Here is a 14,521-nt window from a genome sequence, read left to right on the forward strand (position 1 = left end):
CTTGGAGGAGACAAGATGCCAAAACGCTTCCGCCTGACCCGCCGCTTTCCCGTCGCCATGACCGAGGATGGCTATCGCAAACTCCGCTTTTTCGCGCGAGAGGCGGGATTGGATGAAGGTGAGGCTTTGTCGTTCCTGTTTGAGAATTTCAATAGCGTGATTGATCACGAGAACCTGACGCACAGATTGCGCATCTTCAACTCCGAGCTGGACGCAAGAAAGCGCTGAACGCGCAATACGCCTTGGGAGGGGCGCCCAAATGACCATCAAACTGCATTGCTTCGGTGAAAGCGGAAACAGCTACAAAGCCGCTCTGGCGCTTGAGATGTCGGGTCTGGAGTGGGAGACGGTCTTTGTCGACTTTTTCAACGGCGCAACGCGCACCCCTGAATTCCGGGCCGAAGTGAACGAAATGGGCGAAGCACCCGTACTGGTAGATGGCGATTTTCGCACCAGCCAGTCCGGAGCAATTCAGGCCTATGTCACCGAGAAATCCGGAAAATTCGGCGGCAAGGATCGTGACGAAAATTACGAGATTTTCAGATGGGTTCTTTGGGACAACCACAAGCTTAGCTCGATGGCCGGACTGACTCGTTTTCTGATCAACTTCCTGCCCGAAAAGCACCGCAATCCGGATGTTATCGCGTTCAATCAGGGTCGCCTCAAGGCTGCTTATCAGACACTGAACGCCCATCTTGAAGGCCGCGACTGGATCGTTGGTGGCGGCGTGACCAATGCTGATATCAGTTGCTGCGGCTACCTCTATTATCCCGAACCATTTGGCTTTGATCGCGCCGACTGGCCCAACATCGATGCCTGGTTGACGCGCCTTAGCGAACAGCCCGGTTGGAAACACCCCTACGACCTGATGCCCGGCAACCCGTCGGATCGAGCTTAAGGAGAAGACCCATGACCGAAGCTTATATCTATGATGCCCTGCGCACGCCGCGCGGCAAGGGCCGCAAGGATGGCAGCCTGCACGAGGTAACCTCGGTGCGCCTGTCCGCCCTGACCCTGAACGCAATGAAAGAGCGCAATAATCTGGAAGGTCACGCCGTCGAGGATGTGATCTGGGGCAACGTCACGCAGGTGATGGAGCAAGGTGGCTGTCTGGCGCGCTCGGCAGTTCTGGCTTCGGATCTAGATGAATCGATCCCCGGTCTGGCGATCAACCGTTTCTGCGCCTCGGGCATGGAAGCTGTGAACTTGGCGGCAAACCAGGTCAAAGGCGGCGCGGGTGAAGCCTATATCGCAGGCGGTGTCGAGATGATGGGCCGGGTGGCCATGGGCAGCGATGGTGCGGCGATTGCCGTTGACCCGTCGTTGGCGATGGAAACCTATTTTGTGCCGCAAGGTATCTCGGCCGACATCATCGCAACCGAATATGGGTTCAGCCGCGATGATGCCGATGCTCTGGCCGTTGAATCCCAAAAACGCGCAGCAGCGGCTTGGGAAGACAACCGGTTTGAAAAGTCGGTGATCACCATCAAAGATCAGAACGGTCTGACCATTCTGGACCGCGACGAGTACATGCGTCCCGGCACAGACATGCAGTCGCTTGGCGCGCTGAACCCGTCTTTCGCAATGATGGGTGAGCAGATGCCGGGCTTCGACAAGGTAGCGATGATCAAATACCCGCATCTTGAGCGGATCAACCACATACACCACGCGGGCAACAGCTCGGGCATCGTGGACGGTGCGGCCGCTGTGCTGATCGGTAATAAGGAGTTCGGCGAGAAATACGGCCTGAAGCCGCGCGCGCGCATCAAAGCAACTGCCAAGATCGGCACTGATCCGACCATAATGCTGACCGGTCCGGTTCCGGTGACTGAGAAAATTCTGGCCGACAACGGAATGAAAATCGGCGATCTTGACCTTTTCGAAGTGAACGAAGCCTTCGCCTCGGTCGTGCTGCGCTTCCAGCAGGCGTTCGATGTTGATCCGGCGCTGGTTAACGTCAACGGCGGCTCGATCGCGATGGGTCACCCGCTGGGTGCAACCGGCGCGATGATTATCGGTACGCTGCTGGACGAGTTGGAGCGTCAGGACAAGGAAACCGGTCTGGCCACACTCTGCATCGCATCCGGTATGGGTGCGGCAACAATTATCGAGCGCGTCTGATGCCCAAACTGGATCTTTCTCAGATACCGTTCAAAGGCGGTTCATCTTACCCCGGTAAGCTAGCCGAGGCCACCGCGGGTCGTTTTGTCCAGCGCGTCGGAGATGCAGGCGGGCTGACCCAATACGGGGTCAACATCGTACGTTTGGAGCCCTCGGGGCTATCCTCGCTGCGCCATTACCACATGGAGCAGGACGAATTTGCCATCATGCTCAGCGGCGAATGCATGCTGATCGATGATGATGGCGAGCATGAGATGCTGCCCGGTGACTGCGCCGCTTGGCCTGCAGGTGAGACCAATGGCCATCACCTTGTGAACAAAACCGACGCGCCCGCAACCTTTCTGGTGGTGGGCACCCGGACCCCGACCGAGACCGGCTATTACAGCGATATAGACATGATGGTGAAAGATGATGAGAACGGATTCTCTTTCACTCGCAAGGATGGCAGCCCGCTGACGGCTGACCAGATTGGAGATGACAATGACTGATTTCACCCTCAGCAAAGACGCCGATGGCGTCGCCTTCATCACCTGGGACGTTCCCGGCAAATCCATGAACGTCTTGTCGCGCGAGGCCTTCACTCTGGTCGGTGATCTGATCGATCAGGCGCTGGCGGATGATGAGATCAAGGGCATCGTTATCACCAGTGGAAAAGAAGGGTCGTTTGCAGGCGGCATGGACTTGAGCACGCTCGCCACGATCCGACAGGAGGCCGGCGACGAACCCGCGCAGGCACTGTTCGATTTCGTCATGAGTGGCCATAACATCCTACGTCGGCTGGAACTGGCAGGCATGGACCCCAAGTCCAAAAAAGGCGGCAAGCCGGTCGCCTGTGCCATCAACGGCACCTGCGCAGGGATCGGGACCGAGATCGCATTGGCCTGTCATCACCGTGTGATGACCAGCAATCCGAAATCCAAGATCGGCCTGCCTGAGATTCTGCTGGGTATCTTCCCCGGTGGAGGCGGCACCATGCGCTACAGCCGTATGGTCGGCGCAATGGCGGCGGCACCCGTCTTGCTTGAGGCCAAGATGATGGACCCGAAGAAGGCCAAAGGCGCGCAATTGATCGACGCGGTGGCGGATGATCCGGTTGCGGCAGCCAAGGAATGGGTACTGAACGCCAAGGAAGCCAATCTGGTAAAGCCGTGGGATGCCAAGGGCTACAAGATGCCCGGCGGCGCTCCCTACCACCCCGCCGGTTTCATGACCTTCGTGGGCGCAAGCGCCATGGTGAACGGCAAGACCCAAGGTGCCTTCCCGGCAGCCAAGGCTCTACTGAGTTCGATATATGAAGGCGCGCTGGTTGACTTCGACACCGCCTTGAAGATTGAGGCGCGCTGGTTCACCAATGTGCTCATGAACCCGTCCTCGTCGGCGATGATCCGGTCGCTGTTTCTGAACAAGGAGGCGCTGGAGAAAGGCGCAGTGCGGCCCAAGGACGTGCCCGATCAGCGGGTCAAGAAGATCGGCGTTCTGGGTGCCGGCATGATGGGGGCTGGTATCGCGCTAGTCTCGGCACAGGCCGGGATGGAGGTCGTTCTGATCGACCGCGATCAGGCGGCTGCCGACAAGGGCAAAGCCTATAGCGCAAGCTATATGGATAAGGGCATCAAACGCGGCAAAGCGACGGCTGAGAAGAAAGAAGCCCTGTTGGACCGCATTACCGCCACGCCCGATCTGGAGCACCTGAAAGGCTGCGACCTGATCATCGAAGCCGTGTTCGAAGACCCCGGCGTCAAGGCTGAAATGACCAAGAAGGTCGAGGCGATCATCCCCGAGGATTGCATCTTTGCGTCGAACACCTCGACCCTACCGATCACAGATCTGGCCAGGGCCAGCGTCCGGCCCGAGCAATTCATTGGCATCCACTTCTTCTCACCGGTCGAGAAGATGTTCCTGGTCGAGATCATCAAAGGCAAGGAAACCGGTGATCGTGCTGTCGCCAAGGCGCTGGACTATGTGCGCCAAATCCGCAAGACACCGATCGTGGTCAATGACGCGCGCTTCTTCTACGCCAACCGCTGCATTATTCCGTACATCAACGAAGGTCTGCGGATGATCACCGAAGGCGTCAGCCCTGTTCTGATCGACAATGCGGCGCGTCAGTTGGGCTTCCCCGTAGGACCCATTCAGCTGAACGACGAAACCTCGATTGACCTGGGGGCCAAGATCGCCCGCGCTACTAAGGCAGCTATGGGCAACGCTTACCCGGAAAATCCGGGCGATGATCTGATCTTTTGGATGGAAGAACAAGGTCGTCTGGGTCGCAAGGCCAATGCAGGATTCTTCGACTATGACGACAAGGGCAAACGCGTCGAGTATTGGAAGGGCCTGCAGGACAAATACCCACATGCCGCAAACCAGCCCGACCTGATCGAAGTGCAGGAACGTCTGATGTTCGCACAGGTTCTGGAAGCCGTCCGTGCGCTAGAAGAGGGTGTTCTGGAGGACATCCGCGAGGGCGACGTGGGTGCGATACTTGGCTGGGGCTTTGCGCCGTGGTCCGGTGGCCCGCTCAGCTGGTTGGACATCATTGGTACGCCCTACGCCGCCGAACGCTGCGATCAACTTACCGAAGCCTATGGTGAGCGCTTTGCCTGCCCGCCGTTGCTGCGCGAGATGGCGGAAAAAGGTCAGAGCTTCTATGGCCGCTTCGACCCAGAAGCACAGGCTGCCTGAACAAAGACAGCAGGCGCATGAGCCCATGCGCCTGCTTTATTCTTATACACGCCCTATTGCAGCTGCCATTCAGGCCGCAGGAACAGCGCAGGCATATTGGGCCGCCCCGGTCGCCCGGGTCGACGTACTCCCAAAGCGGGCCGGATCGGGAAAATCGGTTCTTGCGGAATGGGTGCAGGTAACGCGGCCAACGGGTTGGTCAAAGCCGAAATATCCCCTTTGTCGGTCACAGCCTCGATCAGAAGATCGGCGTGTTCCGCATCTGCGACTTCATAAAACTCCGGGTTTCGACTTGAACCGGTATTCATGCGACCGGACGGGCAATAAGCCTGAAATCCGCCCTCGATAAAAACCAGCTCATCCTCGTCAAAGAATAATGACGTGACATCGAATGACTGCGCAGGCGTGCTGGACTCAATACGCCCCACCCCGCTGAGCGTTCGAGCTGGAATGATCGAGACCCCCTCGATTCCGACGCCAAGCTTGCCTTGATCCAACGCCATACCTTGTTCCGGCATCAGCCAGACTGGGCGCCCATTATAAGCTACTCGGGATGGCACAAGGATCGGCAGATGCTCGGGCCTGCGTTCGTCTCCCGGCACCACGATCCGGTCGACGCAAACGCGCCTCAGTTCTTTGAACCCATGGTCCCGGGTCCGCACCAGATCGCCTGCAACTAGTCTTTCGACCCGTTTCCAGCCCCCTGTTGTGGACACTTTGGTTCCGTGCAGCAATCCTCCACGACGCGCTGATGCGGCCTGTCCCACAAAGGCCTGTCGGCCTTTAACTTCACGTTTCGAATACCCCGAAACACTCACTAACTCTAACACGTGCCGTCCCCCTGTTGGCACCTTCACACAACTCAGAAGGTCTTAGAGTTGTGCCTCAATTGGACTTAGTTTTGCCACATTTGAGGCCAAATTAGGTCAGTTTCGCCGCAATTTACTGGTTTTGAATAAACAAATCAGTATTCCGAGCGAGCTTTGATATGCATTTCGAAACGATGCTAAGAGGGATACAAGCCGATTCTATTCCGTTCTTACTGCGCCGCATGCTGTAGCGAGGATAACCGCCGCTCCCGCCACCCAAGCAGCACTCCGGCAGAGGCGATCATGCCAATGCCGATGATTTGCATCTGCCCGACGGACTGCCCAAACGCCACCCAGGCAAAGAGCGGGCCAAATATCATGACCGAGTATTCAAAGACTGCGACATATGATGGCTCACCCAGTTGATAGGCTTTGATCAGCATAAAAACGGCAATTGTTGAGCCCACGGCCTGAACCACAACCCAAGGCAACGCGTCTTGCATCGGCCAAACCCAACCGCGCATCGCGAAGCCATCCGGCCCGACTGGCACGCCAACCGGAAACAGGGCAAGCCAGATCAGTCCGATCGCCCCCGCAAGCCCCAGTGTGACAACCATCGCCGCCAGCAGCGCAACAGTGCTTTCATCGGAACAGTGGGTGCGCGTTACAACAGCGCTGAGTGCGTAAAAGAAGCCACCAGCGACTGGCAGCAGCGTCTTTACATCAAACGATGTCGGGTCCGGTTGCAATACGCACAGAATTCCCGAAAACCCCGATAAAACAGCCACGATCCGCCAGGGACCTATGCGCTGTTTCAACAAAAGGGCCGAAATCAACAGCACGAATATCGGCGATGTGAATAACCCGGCAAGCGCCTGAGCGATGGGCATCAATGCCAGCGCGCTGAAATAGAAGAGCATCGCCAGCGTGATCAACACGCTGCGCACCGCGACGACACCAATCCGCCGGGGCCTCAAGGTGCCCAAACCCAATATCGACAACACCGCGATCAGCGGCAGCATCAGTAAGGCGCGACTTAGGTGAAACTGCCAAAGCCCCACGCTATCGGCCACGCGGATCACGAAATTGTCGATCACGCCGATAATGGACATGGCCGCAACCATCAGCAACGACGCCATGATTGAATGGGTTTGTTGTTGTGACTGCATCCGCGCCTCTGCCCTTAATCAGCCCGTTCTGGCCGAAACTTACCCGGCACACTCAGCACATTTCACAAACACTGCGCAACAGGTTTGCGCCGCTGGTTTTCGCCATGCTAAGCTTGGCGCAAAATAATATTCGAGCAGCATTACCCGATGACCGCACTCAAACAGTACCAGCGGATCGAAGCCACCGGTCTGTGGCGTCCCTCGCCCGATGAGCAACGGCGCGAAGTAGTCGTATCGATTGGTGAAGCCACTCTGACGATTTCTGACTTCAATGACAGCGCGCTGACCCATTGGTCGCTGGCGGCGCTAGAGCGACAAAACCCCGGAACCTACCCTGCAATATTCAATCCCGACGGCGATCCCGGCGAAACACTGGAGCTTGCAGAATCTGAAACCACAATGATCGAAGCAATTGACCGGCTGCAGCGCGCCATCGACCGTGCCAGACCACATCCCGGACGGCTGCGTTGGCTCAGCGTTGCAGGGGTTGTTCTGGCGGTCTTGGCAGTGCTTTTGTTTTGGCTACCCAGAGCACTGCAGCGCCATGTTGTTTCGGTAGTGCCAGAGGTCAAGCAACAAGAAATCGGCGATGCAATCCTGCAGCGGATCGAAAGGGTGTCAGGCAAGGCTTGCTCTTCGCCTGATGCGCAAGCGTCGCTGGATCAGCTGGCGCGCCGCACCGGTGTCCGCCAAATCGTGATCCTTCCAGCAGGTCTGCCTGACAGCCTGAGCCTGCCGGGTGGAACCGTGCTGCTAAACCGGGCACTGGTCGAAGATCACGAAGACCCAGCCGTTGCCGCCGGATACATCATAGCCGCGCGCGCGCGGGCAACTCAGCAGGAACCGCTGGACGATCTGTTGGACCGTACAGGCCCGAGTGCCGCATTTCGGTTGCTGACCACCGGCGAATTGACGCCCGAGATCGTGGACACCTACACCGAGCAGGTTCTATCTGGTCCACAGCCGCAGCTAAGCGATGACGTGCTGCTCGCGGTTTTTGCACAGACCGCCCTGCCCTCGACCCCATACGCCTATGCGCTTGATATCACAGGCGAGTCCGTTCTTGGATTGATAGAAGCCGATCCGATGGCGGGTCGTACTTTGGAACAGGTACTGCCCGACCGCGATTGGGTCCGGCTACAGAATATCTGCGGGCAATAGCACCTATTTGGTCCCGAACATCCGGTCGCCAGCGTCACCTAGTCCAGGCATAATGTAACCCTTTGAGTTCAGCTCACGATCCAGCGCGGCCGTGACGATTTTGACATCCGGGTGCGCCTCTTTCATGCGCGCGACGCCCTCGGGGGCAGCCAGCAGGCATAGAAAGCGGATATCTTTCGCCCCCTGCTCTTTCAGCAAATCAATGGCCGCAGCCGAGCTGTTGCCGGTTGCCAGCATCGGATCAACAGCAATGACCAAACGGTCCGTCAAACCCTCGGGAGCTTTGAAATAGTATTGGACCGGCTTCAGCGTCTCTTCATCCCGATAAAGCCCCACGAACCCCACTCGGGCAGAGGGGATAAGCTCCAGCACGCCGTCCAGCATCCCGTTTCCGGCCCGCAGGATCGATACCAGCGCCAGTTTCTTGCCCGCCAGAATGGGTGCGTCCATTTCTTCCATCGGGGTTTCGATATGGCGGGTGGTCAGCGGCATCTCGCGGGTGACCTCATAAGCCAGCAAAAGCGTGATCTCGCGCAGCAACTGCCGGAACACAGCGGTTGAGGTGCCTTTGTCCCGCATGAGCGTCAATTTGTGCTGCACCAGTGGGTGGTCGACGACGGTCAGGTGATCGCTCATGATGTCTCCAGTCTTTTCTTGACCCGCGCGCGGGTCTCTTCATCGCAAAAGGCCGCGTTCAGGGCTGTTTCATTCAGGGCAGCAAAATCTTCGGCTTGCCAGCCGAACGCTGCATTCAGCATCTCATACTCGCGCCGCATCGTGGTATGAAAAAACGGCGGATCGTCAGTGGATACCGTGACGTTGACGCCTGCATCACGCAATTTCGCGATGGGATGGGCGGCAAAATCAGGAAACAGGCCCAGTACCACGTTTGAACCCGGGCAGACCTCAAGCGTTATGCCCCGGTCAACTAACTCGTACACAAGATCCGGGTCTTCGATGGCGCGAACGCCATGGCCTATGCGCTCGACCCCCAAATCACGGACAGCATCCCGAACACTCTCTGGACCGCCAAATTCACCGGCATGGGTCGTCAATCGCAACCCAGCCTCGCGCGCGCAATCAAAGGCCCATTTGAAATCGCCCTGCGTACCGACGGATTCGTTGCCGCCCATACCAAATCCGGTAATCCAGTCACCTGCAGTTTCAGCCGCACAATGGGCGCTGGCCTTGGCTTGCTCGGGTCCGAAATGGCGCACGCAAGTGATGACACCACGCAGGGTGATCCCGAATTTGCGCTCGGCCTCGTCTGCGGCGTCCTGAATCGCAGTCAGGTAATCCTTCCATGCATGCAAATCGCCACCGCCGCAGAAATCCGGGCTAAGGAATGTTTCGGAATACACCACACCATTCGCGGCGCTCTCTTCCAGAATGGCCAGCGTCAGGCGGCGGAAATCTTCAGGTGTTTTCAGCACCTCGCACGCAGCCTCATAAACGCTAAGGAAATGGGCAAAGTCGCGGAAATCATAAGAGCCGTCGGGTTTGAATATCCCGCTCAGGTCCACTCGTTTCTCATGGGCCAGTTGGCGTATGAAGCTAGGCGGAGCGGCGCCTTCATGGTGCAAATGTAATTCGATCTTAGGCAGGTCAGCGACTGTCATATAAAAGTCCTTCCCGGCCCTTGCGCCGGTATGTTCAGGTGGTGCGCGATACTGGCGGCGATATCGGCAAAGTTCACGGGACCGATCTCGCCCGTGCCCTGCCCTGCGATCAGCACGGGCACTTGTTCACGCGTGTGGTCAGTGCCACTCCAACTGGGGTCGTTGCCGTGGTCTGCGGTCAATAGCATCAGATCACCGGGGCGCAGTTTTTGCGCAATCACTCCGATTTCACGATCGAACCATTCCAGCGCGCGGGCATAGCCGCTGATATCACGCCGATGGCCATACAGACTGTCGAACTCGACAAAGTTTGCAAATGTCAGACTACCCTCTTCCGCCTCATCAACGAGGTCCGAAAGGTGGTGCATCAACTCTGCGTCCGAACCCTTTCGCAGCGTGTCGATCCCCTGCATTGAAAATATATCGCCAATCTTGCCCACCGCATGCACACGGCGACCGGCATCCTGTGCCCAATTCGTCAGAACGGGTTCTGGTGGAACGATGGCAAAATCCTTGCGGTTGGTTGTCCGGGTGAACCCCTTTTCGGGCGTTCCGACAAACGGTCGGGCGATAACGCGGCCCACTTTCATTTCGTGCAATCGAGGCGCCAGTGAGCGGCACATATCCAGCAGTCGGTCGAGCCCAAAGCTGTCTTCATGCGCGGCAATCTGGAATACGCTATCGGCAGACGTGTAGCAGATCGGCCAGCCGGTACGTATATGCTCGGCCCCCAGTTCCGAGATAATCGTCGTCCCCGAGGCATGGCAGTCGCCTAATATTCCGTCGGTCCCCGCTGCCTCGGCGGCAGCCTTGCTTAGCGTTTCGGGAAACGCTGGCTGGCGATCCGGGAAATAACGCCAGTCCCATGGCACAGGTAAACCCGCCAGTTCCCAATGCCCTGATGGCGTATCCTTTCCCGGAGAATATTCACGTGCGCAACCCCACAAGCCCGTCGGCGCGGCCTCAAGGCCCGGCGTCGGTGCGCCCGAGGCCAGACGGGTCGCCGCCCCCAGCCCCATGGCATCCAGGTTGGGCAGTTGCAACGGTCCGCTCCGCCCTTCTTCCGCACGCCCCTCGGCACAAGCTTGTGCTATGTGGGCCACTGTATTCGCGCCTGTATCGGGTTTGGTGCCGTTGTAAAACTGATCGGCATCCGGCGCGCCGCCGATACCAACCGAGTCCATTACCACAAGGAAAGCGCGGCTCATGCGCTGATCCTTTCATGGATTTGAGGCGGCTGTGCTACCGGTTCGTCACTCAGCGTGATGGCATCTAGCACCACCGCGGCAGCCCGTTGCGCTGCATCTTCTCGCCCCGCATGAACAACCGCCAACGGAGCGCCTTTGGTCACCTTATCTCCGACCCTCAGAATGCCCGACAAGCCAACCGCCGGATCAATCTCATCGCTCTCGATCTGGCGCCCACCGCCTAGGGCCACGACTGCGAGGCCCAGCGCCTCGCCATCAATAGACGAGACATATCCGCCATGCGGAGCATGAACTTCCCGGATCACATTGGCCTCCGGCAAAAACCGATCCCATGTGTCAACGAAATGCACCGGTCCACCCACGGCAGCCATCATGCGTCCGAACCGTTCGGCTGCACGACCATCGCGGATCACTTGGGCTATACTGGCGTTTCCTTCCTCTGCCGTAGCGCACATACCGGCATCCGCCATGAGAACGCCCCCCAACTCGGCCGAGATTTCCGCCAAAGGCGATCCCTGCCCGCTGGTTAGCGCCTTCATCACCTCAGCCACCTCCAGCGCGTTGCCCAGCGCGGACGCAAGGGGCTGACTCATGTCGGTGATCACGGCGGAAGTCCGGCAACCAGCGGCATTAGCCGTTTCGGTCAAGGCCTGTGCCAAATTGCGTGCCTCATCCAGCGTCTTCATGAACGCGCCGCTGCCCACCTTAACGTCCAGAACCAACGCATCCGGGCTAGCCGCCAGCTTCTTGGACAGGATTGATGCCGTAATCAGGTCAAGGCTCTCCACCGTCGCCGTCACATCGCGCACCGCATACAGCCGCTTGTCCGCAGGGGCGATCTGGCCCGTTGCCCCCACGATGGCTGCCCCGGTGTCTTTCAGCACTTGCGTCAGTCGCGCCTGCCCGATCTGAGTGGTCACTCCCGGTATGGCCTCGAGCTTGTCCAGAGTGCCCCCGGTATGGCCCAGACCACGCCCCGAGATCATCGGCACATACGCCCCGCATTCCGCCAAAGCCGGGGCAAGCAGCAGGCTGACGCAATCGCCGACCCCACCGGTCGAATGCTTATCGACCACCGGCCCGTCCAAATCCCACGTCAGCACCTCGCCGCTGTCGCGCATGGCAACAGTCAGATCAGCCCGCCCATTGGCCCCCAGACCGCCCATACAGACAGCCATCGCAAAGGCCCCGGCCTGCGCGTCACTGACGCCACCATCGGCCAGGCCTTGCGCGAACCACATTAGTTCGTCACGAGTTGGCACCTCCTGACGGCGAAGTTTGGCGATGATCGAGCGCGCATCCATGAAGTCAGACATCCTCCATATGCGACGCGTCGAACGCACCGGGCAATAGATCGGCAATCGTGGTTTTGGTTTCCAGACCATCAACCGTCGCCATCGTAACGACCACATCCCCGTTTCCGAATTCGGCCAGTTTCTGACGGCATCCACCACATGGGGGCACCGGCTGCGGGCTGCTGGCGACCACGTAGACCTCGGTCAGTTCTTTTTCACCAGCGGCGACCATTGCCGCGATTGCCCCGGCCTCGGCGCACGTACCTTCGGGGTAAGCAATATTTTCGACATTGCAGCCAAAATAGATCACACCTGAACTGGACCGGATCGCCGCCCCGACCTTGAAATTCGAATAAGGCGCGTGGGCATTTTCCCGAACGGCCAAAGCTGCATCTTTCAAAGACATGGCGAATCCCAATTTTTGATCATCTGGTCAGAATATCATACCCTACTGGAAAGCGACGGGGGAATTGAAGCCCCCTTGACGCCATTATCCACTTCTTCTTGGCCCTAACCCAACGTCGTGTTGAAGGTCCCCGGCAAAGTCACCTCAAGCAGTTCCACATCCTGCGAGGGGTCTGACAGCCGTGTTCGCATTCCCGGCGGGATGACGAAGGCATCGCCCTGTTCCAACCGATAGGGCTCGCGCCCTTCACCCTCAAGAGTCACCTCGCCGGTCATCACGAAGGTAAAGTGTATGTCGGTGTCGTGGCTGGCCCATTGAGGGTTACCCTCGCCCCGGCGCACGACCTGAACGCCCGCCACGCCTTTGGTATTCTCGGCAATCGTCGTGTCACGGCAGATGTAACCGGGCAAGCGGAATGGCACCCAGTCGGCATCATTGGCTTGATTGTAAACGAACCGCTGCCCATCCCATTCCCGATCCGGACGGAAATGCGGGGTGGGCAGTTCCATCTCATGATCAATCTCCGTGACATGCTCGGCTGGGACACCAATCTCGATCACCTGAACGTTGTCTGACGCTTCCAGCACGCGGTGGCGGATTTCAGGCGGCTGAATAAAGCAATCGCCTGCCGTCAGGCGCATCTTGTCGCCCTGATCTTCGTAGACCACATCGACCCAGCCGTGGATGCAGAAGATCAGCTGAAATCCGACTTTGTGGAAATGCACCATGTCGGGCACAGGACCACCATCTGGGATACGTATATGGCTGGCGATAATCGATCCGCCAAGCCGGTCCGGCACGAGATCGCGATAGTGCATCCCTGCCCGTCCAATGATCCACGGCGCCTGATCCTTGAGCCTACGAACAACAAAAGAGTGGACGGTATCCGGCATGACCAGCGGCGGGTTCAACTCGTCAATCTCGATCCGGGTGCCGTTTGGGGCTACAAGACTTCGTTGACCGTCTGCAAAACCATCTGGATCGGATGTCAGAATGCGCAACGTTCCCGCCGCTTCAGCTGCATCTTTCTCGATCCGCAAGCGCAGACCGTGACCAGAGAACACGGCAACCCGAGGGTCATCTGCCGGATAGATCATATCCATCCGCATCCCCAGTACCTTGGTATAAAACGGGATATCGTTGCGCAGTTCCTGCGTCGGCAGTCGGATTTCAGCGCGCGTGTGGGAGTCGCCGGTATTGCTGGTCATTCTGTTTCTCTTCGGATTTTGGTTTTGGCCATCCGATCAGAACAGCAGCCAAAATGCCAATCGAAAAGTACATCTCCAGCGTTTCTTCCATCACGAACAAACGTGTAGCCATCGCAACCGAAAGGTATTCGTCGAACAATCCGCTGATTTCCTCAAGAAGCTGAGCCAGCACCGCAACACTTCCGGCCAGGAAAAAAATCATCAAAAAAGGCGCGCGGATCTTCAGTGCCTTAATTCCGTTCGGTATCCCATGCCAGAGCAAACCACCAATGACGATCGCAGCCAAAACGATCCTTACTGCAGTCACATCAAGCAATAAATCAACCCAGTTTAGCACCACGAAAGGCGCGCTGCCTTCTGTGTACACCTCCGCCTCCAATTCGCGCTCGGCTAACAGCAGGCAGACCACCGCGATGTAAAGCCGCGAGACGCCTCGGAAGCGTACCAACGCGACCAAACCGGCAGCCAGTAACGCAGAGGCCGATATCGTCTCAATCAACCCGCCTTCTTGGATGAAAGTTGCTGCCGGTTGGTGCCAAGTCACAACTACGCAAAGAAGTGAAACCGCCGAAACAAGCACAACAAAGAAGACATTCCGATTGGCACCAATCCTGATTGAAGGGTTGGCAAATTGCGCATTAGCACAAGCTTTGTCTTCATGACGCATGATAAGGTCCGCCGCTTCTGGTGTCCGTCAGGTTCCCCGGAATTGGCTGTACATAAAAACGATGCAGCAACTCTCAACCAATGTTTCGTTAACGTATCCGTGAGGCCTGTCTCTGACTGCGGTCCGAGGCGACATAGCCAAGCGCTGAGAAATAGTTTAACCATCAAACGAATATT

At 57.9% G+C, this 14,521-nt stretch carries 15 protein-coding genes; 6 read left to right on the forward strand and 9 right to left on the reverse strand.

Going from position 1 to position 14,521, the window contains the following annotated elements:
• Window positions 1-15: 15 nt before the first annotated feature.
• Genes ACR0MJ_RS11885 through ACR0MJ_RS11905 form a run of 5 tightly spaced genes read left to right on the forward strand, consistent with a single transcriptional unit; the run spans window position 16 to window position 4,803 of the window.
• Window positions 16-228 carry a hypothetical protein gene (locus ACR0MJ_RS11885; RefSeq protein WP_480761104.1) on the forward strand — a complete coding sequence of 71 codons (213 nt, stop codon included), beginning with the start codon at window positions 16-18 and terminating at the stop codon, window positions 226-228.
• A 31-nt stretch (window positions 229-259) separates the two neighbouring features.
• Window positions 260-898 carry a glutathione S-transferase family protein gene (locus ACR0MJ_RS11890; protein WP_480761107.1) on the forward strand — a complete coding sequence of 213 codons (639 nt, stop codon included), beginning with the start codon at window positions 260-262 and terminating at the stop codon, window positions 896-898.
• Window positions 899-909: 11 nt separating this feature from the next.
• Complete coding sequence (locus ACR0MJ_RS11895; RefSeq protein ID WP_170420896.1) at window positions 910-2,121, forward strand: acetyl-CoA C-acetyltransferase; 1,212 nt, start codon at window positions 910-912, stop codon at window positions 2,119-2,121.
• The gene (locus tag ACR0MJ_RS11900; protein WP_480761111.1) at window positions 2,121-2,609 is read left to right on the forward strand and encodes a cupin domain-containing protein; all 489 of its coding nucleotides are present in this window, start codon (window positions 2,121-2,123) and stop codon (window positions 2,607-2,609) included. The genes ACR0MJ_RS11895 and ACR0MJ_RS11900 overlap by 1 nt, the downstream gene beginning before the upstream one ends.
• Window positions 2,602-4,803 carry a 3-hydroxyacyl-CoA dehydrogenase NAD-binding domain-containing protein gene (locus tag ACR0MJ_RS11905; RefSeq protein WP_480761112.1) on the forward strand — a complete coding sequence of 734 codons (2,202 nt, stop codon included), beginning with the start codon at window positions 2,602-2,604 and terminating at the stop codon, window positions 4,801-4,803. Before ACR0MJ_RS11900 ends, ACR0MJ_RS11905 begins: the two co-directional genes overlap by 8 nt.
• Before the next feature lie 53 nt (window positions 4,804-4,856).
• On the opposite strand, the gene ACR0MJ_RS11910 is transcribed toward ACR0MJ_RS11905, so the two are convergent.
• Window positions 4,857-5,633 carry a Hint domain-containing protein gene (locus ACR0MJ_RS11910; protein ID WP_480761113.1) on the reverse strand — a complete coding sequence of 259 codons (777 nt, stop codon included), beginning with the start codon at window positions 5,631-5,633 and terminating at the stop codon, window positions 4,857-4,859.
• Window positions 5,634-5,842: 209 nt separating this feature from the next.
• Window positions 5,843-6,781 carry a DMT family transporter gene (locus ACR0MJ_RS11915; protein WP_480761114.1) on the reverse strand — a complete coding sequence of 313 codons (939 nt, stop codon included), beginning with the start codon at window positions 6,779-6,781 and terminating at the stop codon, window positions 5,843-5,845.
• A gap of 147 nt (window positions 6,782-6,928) precedes the next feature.
• Between ACR0MJ_RS11915 and ACR0MJ_RS11920 the strand changes: the two genes are divergently transcribed.
• Window positions 6,929-7,942: a hypothetical protein gene (locus ACR0MJ_RS11920; protein ID WP_170401308.1), complete on the forward strand. Its 1,014-nt coding sequence runs from the start codon at window positions 6,929-6,931 to the stop codon at window positions 7,940-7,942.
• Between the two features lie 3 nt (window positions 7,943-7,945).
• On the opposite strand, the gene upp is transcribed toward ACR0MJ_RS11920, so the two are convergent.
• The 7 genes from upp to ACR0MJ_RS11955 all read right to left on the reverse strand — a co-directional run bounded on the left by upp (window position 7,946) and on the right by ACR0MJ_RS11955 (window position 14,345).
• Window positions 7,946-8,578, reverse strand: coding sequence for a uracil phosphoribosyltransferase (gene upp, locus ACR0MJ_RS11925; protein WP_170391930.1), 633 nt, complete (start codon window positions 8,576-8,578; stop codon window positions 7,946-7,948).
• Entirely contained in the window at window positions 8,575-9,561 is a 987-nt protein-coding gene (locus tag ACR0MJ_RS11930; protein ID WP_170401310.1) for an adenosine deaminase, read from the reverse strand. Before ACR0MJ_RS11930 ends, upp begins: the two co-directional genes overlap by 4 nt.
• Window positions 9,558-10,769 carry a phosphopentomutase gene (locus tag ACR0MJ_RS11935; protein WP_480761116.1) on the reverse strand — a complete coding sequence of 404 codons (1,212 nt, stop codon included), beginning with the start codon at window positions 10,767-10,769 and terminating at the stop codon, window positions 9,558-9,560. Before ACR0MJ_RS11935 ends, ACR0MJ_RS11930 begins: the two co-directional genes overlap by 4 nt.
• Window positions 10,766-12,073 (reverse strand): thymidine phosphorylase, encoded by a 1,308-nt coding sequence (locus ACR0MJ_RS11940; protein ID WP_480761345.1) that lies wholly within the window; start codon window positions 12,071-12,073, stop codon window positions 10,766-10,768. Before ACR0MJ_RS11940 ends, ACR0MJ_RS11935 begins: the two co-directional genes overlap by 4 nt.
• 4 nt (window positions 12,074-12,077) lie before the next feature.
• Entirely contained in the window at window positions 12,078-12,470 is a 393-nt protein-coding gene (locus tag ACR0MJ_RS11945; RefSeq protein ID WP_170391936.1) for a cytidine deaminase, read from the reverse strand.
• 104 nt (window positions 12,471-12,574) lie between these two features.
• Window positions 12,575-13,678 (reverse strand): cupin domain-containing protein, encoded by a 1,104-nt coding sequence (locus ACR0MJ_RS11950; protein WP_480761118.1) that lies wholly within the window; start codon window positions 13,676-13,678, stop codon window positions 12,575-12,577.
• Window positions 13,641-14,345 (reverse strand): hypothetical protein, encoded by a 705-nt coding sequence (locus ACR0MJ_RS11955; protein ID WP_480761120.1) that lies wholly within the window; start codon window positions 14,343-14,345, stop codon window positions 13,641-13,643. Before ACR0MJ_RS11955 ends, ACR0MJ_RS11950 begins: the two co-directional genes overlap by 38 nt.
• Window positions 14,346-14,521 lie beyond the last annotated feature (176 nt).

Source organism: Ruegeria sp. C6 (assembly GCF_056537625.1).

What these genes read in the sequence shown, in the direction of transcription:
- ACR0MJ_RS11955 (WP_480761120.1), bottom strand. Translation starts at nt 14,345, where the DNA reads ATGCGTCATGAAGACAAAGCTTGTGCTAATGCGCAATTTGCCAACCCT.
- ACR0MJ_RS11950 (WP_480761118.1), bottom strand. Translation starts at nt 13,678, where the DNA reads ATGACCAGCAATACCGGCGACTCCCACACGCGCGCTGAAATCCGACTG.
- ACR0MJ_RS11945 (WP_170391936.1), bottom strand. Translation starts at nt 12,470, where the DNA reads ATGTCTTTGAAAGATGCAGCTTTGGCCGTTCGGGAAAATGCCCACGCG.
- ACR0MJ_RS11900 (WP_480761111.1), top strand. Translation starts at nt 2,121, where the DNA reads ATGCCCAAACTGGATCTTTCTCAGATACCGTTCAAAGGCGGTTCATCT.
- ACR0MJ_RS11930 (WP_170401310.1), bottom strand. Translation starts at nt 9,561, where the DNA reads ATGACAGTCGCTGACCTGCCTAAGATCGAATTACATTTGCACCATGAA.
- ACR0MJ_RS11885 (WP_480761104.1), top strand. Translation starts at nt 16, where the DNA reads ATGCCAAAACGCTTCCGCCTGACCCGCCGCTTTCCCGTCGCCATGACC.
- upp (WP_170391930.1), bottom strand. Translation starts at nt 8,578, where the DNA reads ATGAGCGATCACCTGACCGTCGTCGACCACCCACTGGTGCAGCACAAA.
- ACR0MJ_RS11905 (WP_480761112.1), top strand. Translation starts at nt 2,602, where the DNA reads ATGACTGATTTCACCCTCAGCAAAGACGCCGATGGCGTCGCCTTCATC.
- ACR0MJ_RS11895 (WP_170420896.1), top strand. Translation starts at nt 910, where the DNA reads ATGACCGAAGCTTATATCTATGATGCCCTGCGCACGCCGCGCGGCAAG.
- ACR0MJ_RS11940 (WP_480761345.1), bottom strand. Translation starts at nt 12,073, where the DNA reads ATGGATGCGCGCTCGATCATCGCCAAACTTCGCCGTCAGGAGGTGCCA.
- ACR0MJ_RS11915 (WP_480761114.1), bottom strand. Translation starts at nt 6,781, where the DNA reads ATGCAGTCACAACAACAAACCCATTCAATCATGGCGTCGTTGCTGATG.
- ACR0MJ_RS11935 (WP_480761116.1), bottom strand. Translation starts at nt 10,769, where the DNA reads ATGAGCCGCGCTTTCCTTGTGGTAATGGACTCGGTTGGTATCGGCGGC.
- ACR0MJ_RS11920 (WP_170401308.1), top strand. Translation starts at nt 6,929, where the DNA reads ATGACCGCACTCAAACAGTACCAGCGGATCGAAGCCACCGGTCTGTGG.
- ACR0MJ_RS11890 (WP_480761107.1), top strand. Translation starts at nt 260, where the DNA reads ATGACCATCAAACTGCATTGCTTCGGTGAAAGCGGAAACAGCTACAAA.